General features: G+C 37.0%; 24 protein-coding genes and 1 pseudogene. 6 read left to right on the top strand and 19 right to left on the bottom strand.

Annotated features, from left to right (window positions below):
- Positions 1 to 3: 3 nt before the first annotated feature.
- From GFB47_RS16340 to GFB47_RS16395, 11 genes and pseudogenes are all read right to left on the bottom strand, one after another.
- A complete protein-coding gene (locus GFB47_RS16340) occupies positions 4 to 420 on the bottom strand; it encodes an antirestriction protein (protein WP_178306582.1) in 417 nt (138 codons plus the stop codon).
- A gap of 174 nt (positions 421 to 594) precedes the next feature.
- The gene (locus GFB47_RS16820) at positions 595 to 747 is read right to left on the bottom strand and encodes a Hok/Gef family protein (protein WP_178306583.1); all 153 of its coding nucleotides are present in this window, start codon (positions 745 to 747) and stop codon (positions 595 to 597) included.
- Between the two features lie 219 nt (positions 748 to 966).
- Positions 967 to 1,227, bottom strand: coding sequence for a hypothetical protein (locus tag GFB47_RS16350; RefSeq protein WP_178306584.1), 261 nt, complete (start codon positions 1,225 to 1,227; stop codon positions 967 to 969).
- Between the two features lie 54 nt (positions 1,228 to 1,281).
- Positions 1,282 to 2,160: an ArdC family protein gene (locus tag GFB47_RS16355; protein WP_178306585.1), complete on the bottom strand. Its 879-nt coding sequence runs from the start codon at positions 2,158 to 2,160 to the stop codon at positions 1,282 to 1,284.
- A 329-nt stretch (positions 2,161 to 2,489) separates the two neighbouring features.
- Positions 2,490 to 2,951, bottom strand: coding sequence for a hypothetical protein (locus tag GFB47_RS16360; protein ID WP_178306586.1), 462 nt, complete (start codon positions 2,949 to 2,951; stop codon positions 2,490 to 2,492).
- Positions 2,952 to 2,980: 29 nt separating this feature from the next.
- Positions 2,981 to 3,448, bottom strand: a complete 468-nt coding sequence (locus GFB47_RS16365; RefSeq protein WP_178306587.1) for a GNAT family N-acetyltransferase — start codon at positions 3,446 to 3,448, stop codon at positions 2,981 to 2,983.
- 129 nt (positions 3,449 to 3,577) lie between these two features.
- Positions 3,578 to 4,204: an NADAR family protein gene (locus GFB47_RS16375; protein WP_178306588.1), complete on the bottom strand. Its 627-nt coding sequence runs from the start codon at positions 4,202 to 4,204 to the stop codon at positions 3,578 to 3,580.
- A gap of 4 nt (positions 4,205 to 4,208) precedes the next feature.
- On the bottom strand, positions 4,209 to 5,216 hold the full coding sequence (locus tag GFB47_RS16380; protein ID WP_178306589.1) for a phosphoribosyltransferase-like protein: 1,008 nt from the start codon (positions 5,214 to 5,216) through the stop codon (positions 4,209 to 4,211).
- A 519-nt stretch (positions 5,217 to 5,735) separates the two neighbouring features.
- A pseudogene (locus GFB47_RS16385) lies at positions 5,736 to 6,215 on the bottom strand (DUF2913 family protein); the annotation flags it as partial.
- Positions 6,216 to 6,293: 78 nt separating this feature from the next.
- The gene (gene tnpA / locus GFB47_RS16390; protein WP_153448263.1) at positions 6,294 to 6,722 is read right to left on the bottom strand and encodes an IS200/IS605 family transposase; all 429 of its coding nucleotides are present in this window, start codon (positions 6,720 to 6,722) and stop codon (positions 6,294 to 6,296) included.
- 305 nt (positions 6,723 to 7,027) lie between these two features.
- Positions 7,028 to 7,633 carry a recombinase family protein gene (locus tag GFB47_RS16395; RefSeq protein WP_178306591.1) on the bottom strand — a complete coding sequence of 202 codons (606 nt, stop codon included), beginning with the start codon at positions 7,631 to 7,633 and terminating at the stop codon, positions 7,028 to 7,030.
- Positions 7,634 to 7,810: 177 nt separating this feature from the next.
- Here GFB47_RS16395 and GFB47_RS16400 point away from each other — a divergent pair, with 177 nt between their 5' ends.
- The 5 genes from GFB47_RS16400 (at position 7,811) to GFB47_RS16420 (ending at position 9,641) form a co-directional block, all read left to right on the top strand.
- Positions 7,811 to 8,155: a hypothetical protein gene (locus GFB47_RS16400; RefSeq protein ID WP_178306592.1), complete on the top strand. Its 345-nt coding sequence runs from the start codon at positions 7,811 to 7,813 to the stop codon at positions 8,153 to 8,155.
- 89 nt (positions 8,156 to 8,244) lie between these two features.
- Complete coding sequence (locus GFB47_RS16405) at positions 8,245 to 8,547, top strand: hypothetical protein (RefSeq protein ID WP_178306593.1); 303 nt, start codon at positions 8,245 to 8,247, stop codon at positions 8,545 to 8,547.
- 86 nt (positions 8,548 to 8,633) lie between these two features.
- The gene (locus GFB47_RS16410) at positions 8,634 to 8,924 is read left to right on the top strand and encodes a hypothetical protein (protein WP_178306594.1); all 291 of its coding nucleotides are present in this window, start codon (positions 8,634 to 8,636) and stop codon (positions 8,922 to 8,924) included.
- 19 nt (positions 8,925 to 8,943) lie between these two features.
- On the top strand, positions 8,944 to 9,126 hold the full coding sequence (locus tag GFB47_RS16415) for a hypothetical protein (protein WP_178306595.1): 183 nt from the start codon (positions 8,944 to 8,946) through the stop codon (positions 9,124 to 9,126).
- On the top strand, positions 9,117 to 9,641 hold the full coding sequence (locus tag GFB47_RS16420; protein ID WP_178306596.1) for a hypothetical protein: 525 nt from the start codon (positions 9,117 to 9,119) through the stop codon (positions 9,639 to 9,641). The genes GFB47_RS16415 and GFB47_RS16420 overlap by 10 nt, the downstream gene beginning before the upstream one ends.
- Before the next feature lie 266 nt (positions 9,642 to 9,907).
- On the opposite strand, the gene GFB47_RS16425 is transcribed toward GFB47_RS16420, so the two are convergent.
- From GFB47_RS16425 to GFB47_RS16445, 5 genes are all read right to left on the bottom strand, one after another.
- Positions 9,908 to 10,555, bottom strand: a complete 648-nt coding sequence (locus tag GFB47_RS16425; RefSeq protein ID WP_178306597.1) for a hypothetical protein — start codon at positions 10,553 to 10,555, stop codon at positions 9,908 to 9,910.
- A 130-nt stretch (positions 10,556 to 10,685) separates the two neighbouring features.
- Positions 10,686 to 11,315: a DUF4145 domain-containing protein gene (locus GFB47_RS16430; protein WP_178306598.1), complete on the bottom strand. Its 630-nt coding sequence runs from the start codon at positions 11,313 to 11,315 to the stop codon at positions 10,686 to 10,688.
- Between the two features lie 381 nt (positions 11,316 to 11,696).
- Entirely contained in the window at positions 11,697 to 13,100 is a 1,404-nt protein-coding gene (locus GFB47_RS16435; protein ID WP_178306599.1) for an ApeA N-terminal domain 1-containing protein, read from the bottom strand.
- Positions 13,101 to 13,529: 429 nt separating this feature from the next.
- A complete protein-coding gene (locus GFB47_RS16440; RefSeq protein WP_178306600.1) occupies positions 13,530 to 13,850 on the bottom strand; it encodes a hypothetical protein in 321 nt (106 codons plus the stop codon).
- On the bottom strand, positions 13,847 to 14,470 hold the full coding sequence (locus tag GFB47_RS16445) for a ParA family protein (protein WP_178306601.1): 624 nt from the start codon (positions 14,468 to 14,470) through the stop codon (positions 13,847 to 13,849). The genes GFB47_RS16440 and GFB47_RS16445 overlap by 4 nt, the downstream gene beginning before the upstream one ends.
- An 849-nt stretch (positions 14,471 to 15,319) precedes the next feature.
- Between GFB47_RS16445 and GFB47_RS16450 the strand changes: the two genes are divergently transcribed.
- The gene (locus tag GFB47_RS16450) at positions 15,320 to 16,231 is read left to right on the top strand and encodes an Rpn family recombination-promoting nuclease/putative transposase (RefSeq protein WP_178306602.1); all 912 of its coding nucleotides are present in this window, start codon (positions 15,320 to 15,322) and stop codon (positions 16,229 to 16,231) included.
- 60 nt (positions 16,232 to 16,291) lie between these two features.
- Here GFB47_RS16450 and GFB47_RS16455 read toward each other — a convergent pair whose 3' ends face one another.
- From GFB47_RS16455 to GFB47_RS16465, 3 genes are all read right to left on the bottom strand, one after another.
- Entirely contained in the window at positions 16,292 to 16,867 is a 576-nt protein-coding gene (locus tag GFB47_RS16455; protein ID WP_178306603.1) for a DUF2913 family protein, read from the bottom strand.
- Between the two features lie 582 nt (positions 16,868 to 17,449).
- On the bottom strand, positions 17,450 to 18,289 hold the full coding sequence (locus GFB47_RS16460) for a hypothetical protein (protein ID WP_178306604.1): 840 nt from the start codon (positions 18,287 to 18,289) through the stop codon (positions 17,450 to 17,452).
- A 423-nt stretch (positions 18,290 to 18,712) separates the two neighbouring features.
- Positions 18,713 to 19,327 (bottom strand): XRE family transcriptional regulator, encoded by a 615-nt coding sequence (locus tag GFB47_RS16465; protein ID WP_178306605.1) that lies wholly within the window; start codon positions 19,325 to 19,327, stop codon positions 18,713 to 18,715.
- Between the last annotated feature and the right edge of the window lie 71 nt (positions 19,328 to 19,398).

A 19,398-nucleotide genomic window follows, 5' to 3' on the forward strand; every position in this document is an offset into this window, starting at 1 on the left:
AACCTAATCTAAGAATCCACAGATAGCATCAATGGAATCATCATCAAGGGTCAAGTAATACTCTCTTAATTTTTCACTTAAAAGCGTAAAATGTTCTTGATGATGTTTAAGACCTTTCAAATAAGACATTTCAGTAAACCGAGCTAAAACTAATGCAAAAATGGCAATAGAGGCAACTTGGGCTGTGACTTCTTTCTGAAAGTAGTTCAAATCATTAGTGAGTAGTAATTTTCGATCTGTATTGAGTTGTGAAAAGGCTGCGCCATTTTCACAAACCATAAAATCAAAATACCCGCCATTATAGCCTTCAACATGTTTATCAAAGGTCTGATAAACGCATTGTTCAAAGTGAACAAAGTTTTGAGAAATTGAAGGATAAAATTCCTGACGTTTTTCTACTGGTAAAATTGATGTATGCATAAGCACGTATTCCTATCGTAAAACTAACAAAATAAACGTTGTCAGTCCGGTGGCTAATGCCAGTCCAAGACTGGCAAACCACTGATGCGCAATGCATCAAATAACGGGGTGTATTGAGCAATATTCCAAAAACAATCAAAGAGTAAAGGGACCCGCTAATGCGGGTCACCTTAACTACTTCCTTACTTCGTAGGCAACAAATGTAGCATCGACACTGACCTCCTTATTTTTAAAATGGAACTCATGTAATGAGTCCTTGAAAAAAAGTAAGGCTATTAATAGCGTGATGCAAATCACGACTAATTTTGCGGTAGATTGATACTTCATTTATTGCCTCTTTCGGTAAAGGAGGCTATACTTTGCACTGTCTGGTACATAAGTAAGCTCCATTCTGATTTATAGTCAGGTGGGGCTTTTCTTTTATCTGTACCTAAGTATTTTTCGTATTTAGGCACAAACAACGCCCAAACACCCACGGTAATACTACTCTAAAAAACAATTAATATCGCTTTTATTTAACGTATAACATTAATGTTATACATAAATTCAGATTGATAACATTAACTCAGTACCCTGGCTATCAGAATGCAATTCAAGCCTATGTTTTGCTTTTATCTTATCAATCAAAATTCGGTTTCTTTCGTCTTGGCTTCGAGGCCACAACGTCCCTTTAATCTTCGTGTAATCCTCATTTCTCCCCGCTCGATCTACATCTTTAAAGTACTCATCAATTGAAGAATAAACCTGACTTTTAAACTCGATTTTTTCGGCTTCTATCCACTTTGTAGATTCAATACTCTTGTTCATGTTGTTCTCTGTTTAAAGAGCCACGACCTTAAATATAAGGTCATGGCGATATCGTTAAGCGGCTTTATCCATTTGAGAATGAACAACTTGCTCCATAATATAAGAGTAAGCTTTATTCGCCATAGATGCTGCTTTGAAAATATAACGTTTGTCATTTTTCAACGCGGTAAGCCAGTTGGCTATATATGATTCGTGTTGTACTTCGCCTGAAATGCCTAATTCAGCCATTAGAAATGCGCTACCTAATTCAGCAACTAATTCCTCTTGAGCATAGTCTTTCGAGCCAAATACATTACCTAACTTTCGATCACAACGAGACTTATGTCCCGTCCAATGAGTCAACTCGTGTAAAGCTGTTGCCTCGAAATCAACAAAATTAGTAAATCGATCTCTAAACGGTAAAACAATTTGATCTGTCGAAGAACGGTAAAAAGCTTTGATACCGTTTTCAACAATGTCCGCTCCTGTTGATTTCAGGAACTGATCAAATGGCATATCACAAGCTTCTCTTGAATGGTGTAAAACCGATTCAGAAGAAATAGAGTCAACCTGGTCTGCATTAAAAACAATATAGGTTTTAATGACAGGGTAGGTTTTCTCTTCACCTGTTTGCTCGTCTTTTTTCTCTACTTTAGAGTAGAAAAAAATACGAGTGCCTTTTTCACCTTTACGAACTTTACCGCCAAGAGCCGTAGCTTGCTTGAATGTAAACCACGTTGGAGATGAAAATCGACGTTTAGAGGAAGCCGTCCACAAAAGCATGATATTCATGCCACTGTAAGGCTTACCAGTAGAACCATTATACGGCAATGAAGTCGAGCGAGTCGTATTCCAAGGGCATACCCAAGGTTTAACACCGGCTTCTAAAGCTTCAATGATTTGATTGGTGATTTCTTGATGAAAATCAAGCGTAGACTTTTGTGTAGTAGGCATGGGAAGCCACCTTATATATCGTATAGTTAACAAATAATATTTGTCAGCTAGGTGGCTTTCGCCAGTCCTAAAACTGGCAAAACCATGATGTGCAATACATCACTAATTAACTTATATCGATCTACGTTTTTTTTCAACTCTTCATTAAATTTTTCAAACTTGTTTATTGTTATAAACCCAAAACCTAATACTAGGTTAGGGTACTTAATTTCCGTGTTTCATACCCCAATGACACACTTTTGGACAGAAGCGTTTTAGAGCTATCGCATCAAAACGCTTCTAGCAGATTAGGAAAAGTATCTTGAAGCCTTAAATGCTTGTTATACAAATCAGTGCCCTGATTTAACTTTTTCCCATTCGATTTTGATTACAAAACTACATTGCTCAATGGCTACGTTACATAATCCAGTCATTTCTGTATGACTAAATAACTTGCCATTTATGTGATCAAGTAACATTTGAGACATATCATCGAACATTTCCATCAATTCAAAATGTTCTTTTTCTTCCAAATTTAAATGTAGTCTTACAGAATTACACTTTTTTAAAACATCTCTGTGTAATGCAATAAGCTGTTCTCGCGGCAACACACCATCAATCGATGCATTTGGTAAATATTGGAAGTCGCTAACAAGTTCTGAAACTTGAGTTCTGAGGCTAACGATCCAGTCTTGTCGGTTTTTAGATATCACTGATGACTTTATTTGTTTCTTAGCAATGACTAACGAGACAACCGGACCGACTACAACAGCCAGTAATGCTGTTGAAGCACTTATAATTTCTATATTCAACCACGCTCTCCAATTTGTATAACGCCACATTAAAGGGTGCGTATTTGATACAAGTGCCCTGACTCAAATTCATTCTCGGCTGCACACTTTATTTGCCAGCCAAGTTTCTGTGCCACTTTTTGGCTAGCCACATTATCTGAAGCTATGAATACTTTCACTTGGGTTAAGTCTATGGTTTGAGACAGTTTGAATATTGCCGACTTGCACATTATAGACGCTAGCCCTTGACCCCAAAACTTCTGACGAATGAAATACCCGAAGTCTAGTTCAGCATCTAGTAGCGTAATTCCACAAAACCCAACAATTTCGTTATTTTCAACAGACCTGAACGCAAACCTAGTTTTTGACTGTTGTTCGTTAGCAAACCAAACCTCAGATTCTGCATCAGTCAAAGGTCTTCTTGGCCCCAAAAACCTCATAGCTTGCTCGTTTTGAAGCAAGTCAAACACAGCACTTCGATCACTATAAACTAATTGTGAAATCGCGATTTTGTCCAACTTTCCCTCCTAGCACATAACGCCCTGTTAAGGTGTGAGCAACGCAATACCTAAGCTACCGCATACCACCTTAAACACTAAACGCATAGTAAAAATGCCACGCGTTGCGAATCACTCTTAAACAGATTGTTAAACGTCAAACATGTTGATTTGTGGGGTGGCTAAAATATTAGAGTCCGATTTATTTACTGGCAAAATATCTTGATTATAGAGTTTAAATTGAGAAATATTTAATGGAGGGACAACCATAAAGCGCTCTTTTTTATTATGTGTAACTTGCTCTCTAAGTTCCATCAGCAATCGCCCTAGCGCATTTACACCAACATACAAGTTTTGCTCCACAGGTTTTGCCCCCCAGAAGTCATCTTTATTCGAAAGCTCAACAATTGGCATATCCTGTGTACTCCGGAGGAGTGACGAAAATTCATCCCAATTTTGAGCTAACTTTACCCTTAAACACCACTTCATTACTAAAATTCTAACAGCAAGCCAGTCGTCTCTTGACTGTTCTCTAAATGGTTTGCCTACCATTTTCGCTGTCATAGGACTCCCTTGCGTTAGGATTTTTTCTTGTACATCTGGCAGGTGTGGAAAACGACAAGCTTGATACAGTGCTTCTACGCTTTTAATTGCCACGTTATTTACAACAACAGGAAAACCGCCCGCCATATTTGACAAACCACCCCACTGCTCAGTGGTTTTCTTAAATGCAGCTGCATTTCTTATGTCATATTGCTTTTTTTCATGTTGTGTCATAATACTAGCCGTATGTTTTCCTTTGTAGTAAAGGATACCACTTACCAAACGGATGTGCCGAAGAGTAATTAGGGTCCCCCCACCAAAACGCTAATGGGTTGTTATTTGGACAGTTTCGGAAACTAAAAACCGTAGAACCAAAGCCGAATCCATCAAAACGATTGTAGCCCAATGGCTTAACCACTTCGTTTGGAGATTGACAGTAACCTAATATTTGTAAGCCCGCTTTGGTAATCGCCAGCTCATATTGAGTTCTGCGTTTGCGAGAGAAAACTTTGTTTTTGAGATCATTCTGAACTCTAAACGTTGGCTCTCGTTCTTGTCCAGCAATGTATTCACAGGCTTCTGGAATTTCCATTACAACTTCTTCTGGCCAAAATACATGAGACTTATCTTTATAGGACAATCGATTTTCAAGTCGAAAATCCTCGATTGACCAGTATTTGAATGTAATGTTTTTTCCGTGTGTTTCTGCTAACTTTGGCAATGTCTGCTGTACATACCAAATACCACTTTGATACCACCCCATAAGGACCACACTCATATGACAATTTTCAGGGGCATCGTTAATAATCCATTGCCGAAGATCAGACACTAGGCGATTCCCCGAAAATAGGAAATCATCTAAATATATATAGTGCTCTGAGTGGCTATTTACCTTTGGCTGCAATCCGTACTTATTTTGAACATGTTCACGTACCAAAGAGACTAATTCAGTCTGGCTATTACCATTTAACTGAACATCACAAAGAGACACCTTTGACCAAAAGTCGGCTTGATCCTCTGTAGAAAATTTCGGAGATGTGATCAATGACGATATGAACTTTGAGAATTCTTCTTTTGTAATATATGTACGTTTTAGAATTCTATTGGTCTCAGCCAAAACAACTTCACGGTCGGCCTCATCAAACTGTTCAATCCATCTTCGAACATGCGCTTCATCTAATCGACCAAACTCTCCATCTGCATAATCTACTATTATACTTGATATACTACTGATCAAATCTTCCACGATCCTATCCTTATCAATAATTACAAAACTCAAATTTGACGTTTAACAATTTAATAGACGGAAAAAATCCGTATAGTTCACTAAAGCCAACTCATGGTGAAGAACTGTGGATTTACTCAGTATCCAAAACTAACCGAAAAGCAGAGCCATACCTCAGATTTATGCGTACTTAGCTTTCTAACTCAAAACCCAATTCTTCTAATTTCAAACTATGCAGGATTAGCAGTATTTAGCGTGAGAAAATATATGGCTAAAGTTAATCGTTGTGGCACCCGTGGGGATACTTTCAACTCACTTTGGGGCAAAACCTTGTTAGAGCAAAAGGCAAACTACGTAAAAAATCCTCAAAAAGTTTCGAACTTTAATGTCACAGTTTCAGGCTTTAGTGTCATAGTTCTAATCTAATGTCCACCGACAATTCAGGCACAAATAACGCCCAAACACTCACGTAAATACCACTCTAAAAAATAATTAAAAGTGCCTTTACTTAACGTATAACATTAATGTTATACGTTATATTCAGACAATAGGATGCACTACAATATGGGCTTGATACGTTAATTCATTCCATTCTTTTATTTCTGCAACAAACCAGCCATGCTGATTAATCACATCAATTAATCCAGGTGCTCGCTTAGATTGAATTAGCATAGATAATGGGGCAATTTGTTTTCCATCATCATCGAAACAATGACCTATATGGTCTTCAAGCATATAAAGTACATTAGGTTCGGCTTCTTTTTTTTCATCAACCAATCTAGATTCAAGTTTTTCTTCGTCATACAAATAGGTCAATAATGAATAAAGCCTATCTGCGCCGGTTAACGTTGTTTGATTTGCTTTTTCATTCAAATCATACAACTTCAACTCTAAGTTCCCTTCCTTTTTCCTTGCTGTACTAATCATCAGCCTGACGTCTTTCTTTATGCACGACAAGGCTTTATCTTTCAGCTTCGGCTTCAAGAACTTTACTAATAATTCATTACGACTCTTAATGGGACTCAACAACCACCTACTGAAGTAGGTGGGTTAGTATTACGGACTAAAGTCCCGGATACCGGTCGAAGACCGGTTAGCTTAGTCCTCAGTCTTAAAATTGTCCTCTATCCTAGGTTCGAAATGGTGCTCTAAATATTCTTTGATCATATCTTCAGTTAAATCTCCTGATGTGACACAAAAATAACCTCGAGCCCAAAAATGACGACCCCAATATCGCTTTTTTAAATCTGGAAATGATTCAAACAACTTACTCGAACTTCGCCCTTTTATTCGACGCATTATCTCACTTGGAGCCATATTAGGAGGTGCTGAAACTAGCAAGTGAACATGATCTTTACTTACGACTCCTTTTAATATTTCTATTTCAAAGGCATTACATGTTTGCCTTATCAACTCTCGAACTCTAATACCAACATCACCTTTTAGAACTTGATAGCGGTACTTCGTTACGAAGACAAAATGATACTGTATTTTGAAAACAGTATGGCTACCATATCGATAATCCATATGAACACCTCTACTTTGATCTTAGGTGTACAGTATCATAGCTAAAGCTGACCGACTAAAGTCGGTGGTTTTAACCTTAAAACCGGACTAATAAAACGTTCATTAACGAGTATCTGGAACTGTAAATACAGCAACGCATGAATGATTGTGTTATGAAGTTTATGGTAATACTCAAAATCTTTTTTTAAATGCATTAGCTTGATCCATAAGAAAACATATTATTGATATAAGGCTGGGGCGATTATTTTTAAACCACCTAAATATTTAGTCATTAGACCTCACAACATTAGTGTATATCATTAATGTTATACTCTATTCTTACAAATTAGTTTAACTTGGCTCATGCTACAGCCCACTAATCGAGCGGTCTCCTTGATAGTATGATGGGGGCGAAGTTTTAAAATAAGTTCATTCCGTTCTGTATCTTCTTTTCGCCCACGATATTTACCACTCGCCTTTGCTAATGAAATACCCTGTAACTGGCGTTCACGCCTAGTTTCATAATCATCACGAGCCATTTGTAATGCCAGCTTTAATAATAATGCTTGAATAGACTCTAATACAACTTTAGCGGTTCCCGTTGATTCAGAAACCAAATCTGATAAATCAACAATACCTGGTATCGATAACATAGCCCCTTTATCTCTTATTGAATCAATAAGCTTTTCCGCTTCAACAAGTGGTAGCCGGCTTATACGATCTATTTTTTCAGCGATCACCACTTCACCTGGTTGTAAGTCATTAATCATTCGTAAAAGCTCAGGTCTATCAGCTCTAGCGCCTGATGCCTTTTCTCTGTAAACACCGGCTACGTACAAACCATTTTTCTTAGCGTCATCAATAAGACTTTCTTGTCGAGTGAGATCTTGGCCATCAGTGCTCACTCTCATATAAATTCGTGCAACTTTCATTTCATCACTCATTAGCTAATTTAGGTATACCTATAATGACCATCTTAAAATAATTGGTTAATAATTCAATACAGCAACTTAAAATAGCCACCAATTATTAACCAACTTATATTGACTACTTGCATGTGAAAATAATATAATCACTCTTTATTCGTATGGGTACGTTTAAGGAATAAAATGAGAGTTAGTAAAATTCAAAAACAGTCACTCATGCTGCTTCATTTTATGGAATTGAAGTACGGACTTTATATCTCAGTCAATTCAAGTTATTTGAGAAAAGCTGTTGGCCAAACATTAGAAAAAGAAATTGCATCAAATCACTTTCTTGTATCGATGCATACTCTTGCTAAGAACGGCTATCTTGAATACCAGGCTAATGATGGTCATCAACTACATAGCACAGCTAAAGAAAATGAAAATATGTGGCAGCTAACAGTAGAGGGTAGGCAATATGCTGAAACGCATCACTCAGCACAATTAAGGATAAAAAGAATCTATAGAAAATCAAAAACGTCACTTTAGTTGTATAAACAGCGAGATAAAGACATGATCGTTCAGGGCTTGATTACAGCAAGTTCAAGCTACTAAGCGTATAACAGGGGAAATGAGATATGGTATCAGCAAATTTAAGATTAAAAGAACTTGGTGGTAATCGTATGTGTGATATTGGTAAATTTTACGGATACAATGCAGAGTTGATGAGGTCTATATTTTTAGATGATCCACAACGATTTGATCAGATGGTGACAGGATTCGTACAATTAAATGATTCACAAAACTCTAAACTTCAATCATTGCTATTATATGTAAAATTGCAATATCAAATGAATGAAACAGTAAGATTTACAGTAAATTTAACGACATTCTTTTTAATTATTAATGGTTGGTTGGCTTTAATGTTTTTGCACAAATAACGCCGAAATTGTCTTTGTAAACGAAGAAAGAGTCGCGGTAACGTCTTTTGGTGTCCTGATCAGATTACAGGTTAAGAGGAAAAAAAATGGAGTTATTCAAAGTAGGCTTTGTATTGTTGTTTCTTGTTTTTATATTGTTATTGAATGGCGAAAATGAAGATCAAGATAACTTCAAACAGATAATTGCTAAAGGTGGTTATCAAAAGCTATTAGTTAATGAGTATTTAAAGTGTAGAAGTTTTCCATCATTAGGATTTGGGGACAACACTATAGACTGTTTAGTTAAAGTTAAAGATTCAGCTCAACAATTGGGCTTAGAAAAAACAGCATCAGAAAATTTAATAAATGAAATACTTAAAATAAGTAACTCAAAGTAGTCCAAGGGGAAAAAGAGTCGTGACTAAATTTATGACCGTTGTATTCAAGTACGAGGAAGGCGCGGAACTTCCTAAAAAACTTACAAAAGCTTTTGCTGAAAATGGTAAGTTTGAAGATGCTGAAATCACTGCTATTTCACTTGAAGATGAAATTAGCCGTGTTGAAGAACTAGAGAGTCATGAGGAAAGTTCGTGGACATAGTAAGAAAAGGTAAAGCTGTAATATTTTCATGTATGGCTTTATTTACATCAAATATTGTTTCTGCTGATAATATAAATGAATTATTAGGTGTTGATTATGCTTCGCTTTCTTGTGAAAACGAATTGCTAAGGATAACTGTTGAGAGAAAAAATAAAATATCGACAACATGGATTGTTCAAAATCAATGTGGAGCTGTGCGTTGCAAAGATGAATCAATCTTTACGATTAACGATAAAGTCATACCAACCGATAAGTTGAAAAAAATCATTAATAATGACTATAAAAACTTTGCCGTTGGAGAATATGAACGACAAAACAAAAATAACCCAACCATACCAACAATTGATACTTCAGCTATAAAAGCAGGCATTAACAACGCTATTATTTTTGAAGAAGGAAAAACGGCCTATTTATCTGGTAAAGATAAAGGTGCTAATCCTTACTTAATGACGGAAAATGAAAATTCTTGGCTGGATGGCTGGTCAAGTGGAAAAGTATGTGATTCAGACTTTTAGCTAGTTCAAAGAACGAAGGTATTATCATGTCTAAAAACCACAAAGTTAAGCCAATATTAATAGGAAGAACTCGTTCTACTGAACAAATCATATCTTCAGCTAGTAAAAAAAACGTTTTAGATGATCTACCCTCACTATCTAGATTGAGAGGGTATTAAGAATGGAAACAAGGAACAGCAAAGAAAGTCGTTGATAGAATCATTATTTCCTCTTGGAACTTAACGCTGCATTTTAACGCTGGCTACGCAGCGTTTAATCCTTATTTGTTAGTTGCGTTGCCAATAGGTACGACCAAACGCCTTAACAAACTCTGGAAAGCTAATATCAACAATTTGTTCAGGTTTAATGTTGGTGTCAATTCTAACGTCATGCTTCATTTCACTACTATCATTAAAGTCAGCTTCGTAAAGACCTTCAACTAAGTTTCGAAGTTCAGTTGGACATAATTGTTTCAGTGGAAAAATAAACGAAATTACCGCTGCTTTGCCAATCTCTGTTAAAAGCTCTCGATCATGCCCTAAAGATTGGAAAAGTGCGCATAGATGCTCACTACCGTGTGTGCCGTAGTGACCACAAAACCCGTGTTCAAGTAAAAATCGATAGTCGAACACTGAATATATCGAACCCGAACTTGAATGCTCATGTTTTTCAAGTTCTTCAATAGCCTTTGAGTCAAAGTCTAATCCCAATGCATCAAAGATTTTCTGTAAATTCGACTCAAGTAACTCTTTGTTACCTGCTTCTATACCATTCGTATAGTAAGACTCCACATCTACAGGGCGACACAAGTGATACAATTTCACGCCATCGTAGTTTTCAACAAATAAATCAACTAATTCTTGTAGTTCTAAATCACGTTCAAACAACGGGATTGCAGGCTGTTCAAGCCATGTATAAATTCGTTCTGGATTCATCGTATTTCCTGATCAACTAACGCCCGCATAAGTGGTGAACAGCGCTACCACGATATTCAATAATTGCACCGTAAACACAAAAGCCAAATCAGACTAAAACCGCCGAGCGTTGCGAATCCGTCTTAAATGGTTATACATTTTTTTTGTCAGCGATCATTTGTGGCATTGTGAACGTGTACATTAAAAATAGTTCACAAAAATCAATTAGTTCCTGTGCATATTTTTCATCAACAGGGTCGATTTCGTGAGCGGCGACATTACCATCTTCTCTAATGATATGTGCCCATTCTTTTAAAGATACTGTTATTAAATTGTCATCGTACAGTTTTTCAATTCTACGATATAAGCCACCACTTCCATTTGGATCTAGCGTTTTTGTTGCAACTTCGAGCGCTTTACGGCTCATCATTGCAGACGCATCAAATGAATTCTGATGCAACGACTTTTCAGCTTGTACATAAAACGATGCAATGTTGCTAGGAACATGATCTGGAGCTTCGGGTTCTTGGGCTTCTGGGTACACTTCCAATACTTCACAAGCTTCAGGGTTGGAGTCAATTGTCCCCATAATATTGCACGGGGTTGGGCCCCAATTATATTTTACTTCTGCAAATAAACCGCCATTACAGCCATTGCACATTAAAGGAACCAGAAAATGCTTCCCGACGCTACCATAGCTTCCCGTCGCTAGCTCTCCAAAAGCCTCGAAAGTCATGCTTACAGAGTTACAATGCGGGCATGTTCTAATCAATGTTGCCATTCAATTCTCCTAAAGATGTAGCTTTATTAGACGGACTTTTTCCATCTTTGCATTCTGTCTATGTTGCTGTCATTTATTATGAAACTCAACTGGTATCAATTTGTTGTGTGAATCGACATAGAGTTATGGGGAAAATTTCCGTATAAGAGGGCAAAATACGGATTAGATTAACTTGGTCTATTGGTGCTTTGGCTAGATCAGCCACTCATTGGTTCTGAGTAGCTTTGGGGCATTTCCTTGTTACGAAGTTTGGGGAATACTGATATTTCAGATAACTTCTAATATGCCAAAACATGGTGATTAGCTATAAATGTGTGGCCAGGTTCGCTAGCCCACTACAGTAATTATGCACTCATTTTTAAACACATGTTTTTAACGTTCTCAACCATCAAACTTTTGAACAAAATGAAATCTGTTAAGGCGATGAGCTAGTGAAGAACTAACTTCGGGATGAACCCCAATCTTGTTCAACAATGCTAAGTACAACAACACTTCAATAAATGATGAGTACTTAGATAAATCACTATCGCTGACTACATAATCATTAGCATGGGTGATATTGTTCCTAAGTTTACAAATTTTCTGAATGCCTTGTTTGTCGTACAATAAACCACCTTTTAGCTCAGGGGTCAGGCAATCATAAAAATCACCAATACATTTATCTGTATTGTACTTAGCACCATTCATTTTTTTGATTCTTCCAATTAAGTTCTTTACATCTTTCTTTTTACCATTCAACTTCTTACGAAGATATCCCTCCGATCTATCAAGCAGGTTATCGAGGGAGCCTTGTTCAACATAAGTTCCTTTCTTGTTGGTAAGCCTCTCTAATATCCTGAAATATCCTAAGAATCTTTCTTCGTCAGATTTCATTCTTTTGTATCTAAGATACTTAGAAAACGAAACTCTATCCCCCTCTGATAGGTTGAAATATTGATTAACACTATCTAGAGAAAGAGCAGGAATTGGTAAGTCATTAAACTGCAAGTCATGCCCTAACGGATAAACAGGATAGTCCATTTCATGAGTTCTGTTTGTTCTAGGGTAGTAGACACTAGTTTTCACTGAGAAGCCTATCTGAGAAGTGCTAATCTCAATTGTTTCCATATCAAAATCTGAACCGACATAAAGAGTCATAAGGTCATACAGTTTGTGTATTTCATGACTTAATTTATTCAGCGGTATATAGGATTCGAAAGCAATATTTAGCCTTGGTGGAAAGTTTAAACCTGAACTAAACTCCTTAAGGTTATAGTGTGTCTCAAGATGATAGTAAAGAATCAAGGCACCATAACCATTAATAGGTTGTATGACTTCTGTAGTATCGTCAGTCATTGGTTTTAGTGTTTTCTTATGATACTTCCCTACGAGGTTATTTTGAGTTTTAGTCATTCCGACCCACTTCCCAATCATTGGAGAATCGATAGAAAACCCAAGTACAGTGCAATCTGAAGGATAATAGGTTTCTGAACTGACAATAAAGCCGATTTCAAATTCACATTCAAAGAATCCTATATTTTCATCTACCGTCGATCTTAAACACTGACTCCCCAAGTAAACCTCAGACAAATCAAATAACCAAAAGTACCTATTGAACGAATTACACTTTATCTCTTTTGATAAAAAGAAATCCATTGACGGTTCACGCTCTCCCATTACCCTCAGAGTACACTTTTCAGGGGATAGAATAAGCCTACCAGCGAACTTTTTATCTTCATCTTCTACTGAAACCTTAAACTCGTATGATTGATTGAGGTTCAGAATCTTATCTTCACTAAGCAACATTAATTCCTTCAAACAGATACTCAACTGAAATCATACTATCATCTGAGACAAGTGAATCACTACCGAATTGATAGACATTTTTCATACTAAATGTATTAGATTAATTAAGTCAAAGAGGAGCAGGAGGAAATGTTGCCCGTATCTGTGCTAACACATTTCGGGGCAAAAATTAGTTTCGAACTTTATTGTTACTTTTCTTTGAGTTGGCGTATTGAGTGAGTTTTAGTTTTGATCTTTATGGTCATTTTCTTTGCTGTCGTGTCACGTAGTAATCAGCCCTACGTAAGAGAAAAGTTTTAATCTATGTTGTTCACCGACAAATATTTGTGATTATTCTCATGCTTGTTAGATGATCATACTAGCCTCAAGAGATTTTCGACGATAGCTTGAGGTTTTTTATTAATACGTTTTACTATGTATTAATAAAAATTAATACATAGTTTTCTTTTTGCGACCTGCGTTTCGAGGTACATAAACATTCTTGTATAGCTTCTCTCGTTCTTCTCTATCCATACAAGATAAAGCTAATATTCCAGCCCTAACCATTTGACTAAAATCAACTCGACTTTCACGTTGTAAACCGTCAACTAACTCTACAGTTGATTTATTTATTGTAATCGTTTTACTAATAGCCTTATCGGTCTTATCGTCCGTGATGTCATGCCCTTTCGATTGTGTTGTATTATTAACAAAACTATCGCTATTAATAAATGAATCGTCACTTTCAAATTCGTCAAACATTCCACTCATAAACTCACCAATTCATTAAATATATCTGATACTTCTTTCTTTGCTTTTTCATTAATCAAATGATCCCCCCCCATGAGAAAATTTTTTCGATACTCTTTTCTTTTCACTGTAAATGCTTGAATAGGAGTAATGCCAAATGAATTTAAGACATCTTTTGCTTTTAATATGTCAGCCGCAGCAGATTGTAAATGATCTGCCTCCATTACCACGCCAACACAATTGACACCTTTCAAATAGGGCAACGCCTCTTGTAAAAACTGTCTTGTTACAAATAAATCAAGAGGACTCGTTTTAACTGGGAAAATTACTGTATCAACACTCTTTGTAACTATTGCGGATCGAGCAGCTTTACTATCAAAGCCTCCTGTATCTACCAAAATTAATGAATCTGGGTTTTCTTTCTTCAATTTAATTAATATCTCAGAAACATTAAGAGTTGATGCAATATGAACACAATTGATTTTTCGCTTTTTAGCCCAAAACTTCAAAACACTTGTAGGATCTGCGTCAACAAGAATCGTATCAATATTACGAGCACTAGCTTCTGCCGCCAAACACATAACTAAAGTAGATTTTCCACATCCACCTTTTGTATTAGCAACAACAATTAATTTATTCATAAATAACCCTACGTAGCAATAAATATTAATACGTATTACCACCAATTAACACTTACTCACAAGCATTAAAACGTATTAACCACTTTTAATACATATTAATATAGCTCAAATTGAAGCGGAAAGCAACACTAATTAAAAACAATTAATACATATTAATATACATCGCAACTTAGGTTATGATCGTTAACTCGGCTAAGAGTCTTTCAGAGCAATATGAAAGATTAAAGAAACGGAACGTTCAGCAAAATTTAAAGACAAAATTGGCAACGGAGCAGATTACATTATTAAAAGAAGCCAATACTTTATGGGGTCTGAAGCCCAATGGAACGAAAACGTACGCTAACAAAAAACTAGCATGCCATTTAAGTCATGACACAGCCAATAGTGACACATAAGTTATGTCATATACTGATTTTGGGGTGTTTTTTACCCGTGATCGTAGGGTCTACTTAAACTTCATGTTGCTTTAACATCTTGATTTAACGCTTAACGTACAAAACCGTACCGTTGGGCTTCATACCCCGTGAAGGGGCAAGAATTAGACCTTCAGGTGAAATGTGGAAGAAGTCAGAGATGGCATTTCAAAAGGTAATTCAAAGGCTTGATCCACAAATCATCATAGTTCTTGGTAAGGAGTTGGCTGATAACTTGCCAGCAATCCCAGAAGGAATTGAAGTTTGATAGGGCAATTAGCCAAAGAATATAAACTAGGAGAAGCCTCGGTTTACCGAGCGCTTAATGCGGCAAAAAAAAGGGGCACAGTCCCCCTTTTTGGGTGAGCAAAACGACGCTTTACGCTGAGGCATTTTATCTGTCATACTTATCTTATTATCACATTCAGGCTTGGTCATGAAAAAAACAAAAAAACCGTCGACGTCAACGCCTCATGATGGTTTGTTTAAGTCATTTTTAACCAAGCCGGAAACGGCAAAAGATTTTTTATCGATTCATTTGCCGGAATCGTTAAAAAAGCTGTGTGATTTATCGACACTGCAGTTGGAGTCGAGTTCCTTTTTGGAAGAGGATTTACGGGCGTATTATTCAGATGTGCTATATTCAATGGAGACCACGCAAGGCAAGGGCTATGTGTACGCATTGATAGAGCATCAAAGCAGCCCGGATGAACACATGGCCTTTAGGATGATGCGTTATTGCATCGCGGCGATGCAAAACCATCTTGATGCAGGGCATCAAGATTTGCCGCTGGTGATACCTTTATTATTTTATCATGGACAAACCAGCCCGTATCCGTATCGCTTAAATTGGTTGGATGGGTTCATTGACCCAGAGACGGCCAAATCATTATACAATAATGATTTTCCTTTAGTGGACGTGACGGTTATCCCAGACAGTGAGATAATGCAACATAAGCGTGTCGCGTTGTTGGAGTTATTGCAAAAGCACATACGCCAACGGGACATGAATGAATTAATCGATAATTTAGTGACGTTGTTGTTGGCAGGGGACACGAGTCAGAGCCAAATAAAAACGGTGATGCACTATATTATCGAGGCAGGTGAGACTAAAGATGCGGGGCATCTTATTACTCGCTTAGCCAGCCAAACACCAGAGCACGAGGACATGTTAATGACGATAGCTGAACAATTACGTCAAGAGGGCCGTCAAGAAGGACGCCAAGAAGGGCGTCAAGCCGCCCAATATGAAATGGCGCGTACGATGTTACATTCCGGCATCGAGCATCACCTTGTGATGCAAGTGACCGGTTTAGATGCAAAAACATTAGCCAAACTCACACATTAACGACATTACTAGTGACGGTGTCACTAGTAATACCGGGCCACCTAGTGGATAAGCTTTCTTTTAAGAATGGGGGCGGCGTAACATAATGGTGGCCTCATCGTTATCATCAATACTGGCTAATGTGGCATGAAATGCCCCATGGTTATGAATAAAATCGACCAATAGTAATGGTTTTGGCATATTGATGACAAAAGGCAAAGATTCAATTAACTGATTGCTCTCATCAAAGCACCGCTCAATATCAGGCTGCTTCATGTAAATAATGCCTTTTTCTTTTATTTTGCCATCCTCAATTTTCGATTCAAATCCGTGTTCATCGTATAAATACGTCAACAGAACAAACAGCTGATCGGCTTGTGTGAATTTTTTCTCATATTCTTTATTCATATCATCCAACTCATACAATTTTGCTTCTAATTCACCGTTTTTTTTAGCGATAGATATCATTTGTTTGATATCTTTTTTTAGTCGGTCATATTTAGGAGAGGTTAATTGAGATTTTAAGTATCGCTGTAAAGACGCATTGCGTTTTTTCAGCGGCCAAAACCGTGTATCTATTGCCATTTGAGATAATAAATGCAACAACGAATGGGTGACAAGTCGGGATAATTGTTGATGGTATTTAAGTCGGCTCATGGATTCATCTCGCGATTATTCATTTATAAATGATACTCTTTTTTTTATTAAAAACGAGCTCATTGGACGCCTATTGAATAGTAACTTTTATTGATGGCCTTATAGCAAGGTTTTTTTTCCGATAGTTAATATTAACCATTAGCCCCCTTCATTCAGTCATATTCTCGACATGCTTGCCCTTTTCCTTATTAACCGCTCTTAACGACCCTGGACTTGCCTGTTGCGAGAAAGCCGATCGATGAAATTGGAGAATGATAACGTGTTTTCTTCGCGCATCTGCTTGCAGATAGAAGCGAGGCATTAATGTCTTGTTGTTTTTGTCTTCTTATAAATGATTTCTTTATATATTTATTATTGGTCTCTGTAAGAGAGATATAACCTCTCTTATTTCTTGCTTCCTTTTCTTACTCTTTTTTCTAGCTCCTATCTTTGATTAAACGCCAACAAAGTTATCCACAAGAGGGCAAGAGTAGGGGAATGAGGGTGATTTTCATCGAAAAAAAGGAGAGATTTAACCCAAATAGCATGACTATTTTTGTACAGGCGTGACGATGCCGCCGCGTGAGCGGCTAGAGTACATCTTTAATGAGGAGACAAGACAGGAGGAGAAGAACGAACGTGCGTGGTGTTTTCGTTAAATAGCGTCGCATTTAAGCAGGTGACCAGGCGATTAGCGAGCATCCGAAAAGGGATCCAATCAAAACGATACCCGTTATTTTCAGCTTTTAATCGGTTTTGATAAATTTCCGTGGCCACATTTGGAAAGTGAGAGACACGTAACTCGGTAAAGAAGGCGGTAGAGAGCTGCTTATAGGCTGCAATGGCTCGTATTTCAGAGCCTTGGCCAGTTTCATCATTAATGGATATATTGATAGGTAACGTCGTAATAAAGCCAGCATTGGATAAAAATTTAACATATCTATGCCATTTAGACTCTTCTATCATTTCTCCCCAACGCAATACATAGTCATTCATAAGCTCATGGTGACTAATGGTATCCATGCCATCTTTAGAGGGCACGCCAATCCGCCCATCGGTCAAATCACAACGAGCCAATAGAACCACCATGACTTTAGCTAAGTTTTTTCGTGTATCACGGCGATAAATCCCCACGCCTCCCCATAAGCATAAGGTACGAAAACGATAAGGGTTGTCAATGAGTTCACGACATGCAGTGAAAATTTTATTCATATACGGGGGTAATTGCGTCACTTTACCATCAAGACCAATTTTGCGAGCGGTCCATCCTAGTGCATTTTTAAGAGGGGAATACGCATAGCCTTTGTTTTTAGCTGTGTGCTGACGCTCTTTTTCAAGTGCAATGGTCGCTTGTTCATAGGTGTCTATAAGTGAGTATCTACGAGCTTTTTGACGAGCTTTGTACTCTATTTGATGCGTAAGTGGGGAATTAGATGTGTTCATGACACATCTCACTCTCTAACTGATCCATGTGAGCTAAATCACTTGCATTCAGTAACATGAGGGATGCGTGTATCAAAAAGAGGGAGTGTGTTTTTTTCATTTGAGTGTCCTGAACATTAATAAGAATGTTTGGTTTCCACACCAAACAGATAGATACTGTACAAAAAACAACGAGAAAGATCAACTGCTTAAATTACAGGCACAAAAAAAGCCAATTCTGTTCAGGGAAATTGGCTTTTTTGCAAATGCTATATAGTTAGATTGGAGGTCTAACACATTCTAATTTTTGAAAAATACACTACATAGAAAACTATGTAGTAATGTGCTATGTAATGCACTTTTAACTTCAAAAACTGATTGTATTATATCGTTTTTTTTTAAGGAATAATAGTTCTACTCGAAAAGTATATAAAAGGAGTTTTTTTAGTACTTTTGTATTTGAGCTACTACACGTCCAATTATTATAATAGATGAGCTATTTATATTAACGTCCTCTACAGGGTAGCAATGGTTATAACTTTTTAATTTATATCCGAAAGGTGTGTTTTCAAGGATTTTCATCCTCAGCATGTCGTCATGAATGAACACATAAACATTTCCATCTTTGACTGATTTTTGATCTTTATCAATAAAAATTATTGATTCATCAGTAAATAGGGGGGACATTGAATCACCATTGATTTTTATAGCTATCGTATTTTTGTGATTGCTAATAAATGATTTATCAACAGTGTATAAATCTGATTCTTCATTATCACACAGAATACCAGGCCCCGCAGCAGCCTCAATTTCCGAAAAATACGGTATAGAGACTTGTTCTCTAAGTCTCTTTATGGGAGATACGTGATTAACTAACACATCAATAGGTACGTTAAACAGGTGTGATAGTGAAATGAGGCTTTCTCCTTTTGGTTTTGATGTGTCAGTCTCCCATTTTGAGACTGTCACAGGTTTTACATTTACTTTTTTTGCCAACTCAGCTTGTGTAAGCCTCATTTCTTTTCGTAAATGCAGTATCTTTTGACCTACAGAAAGCATTATTCACCTTAAACATTATGTGTTTTAGGCATCATTACAATATTGAGCTATATTTTTGTATTGCTAAGCAT

The organism is Vibrio algicola, assembly GCF_009601765.2.
Lineage (GTDB): Bacteria > Pseudomonadota > Gammaproteobacteria > Enterobacterales > Vibrionaceae > Vibrio > Vibrio algicola.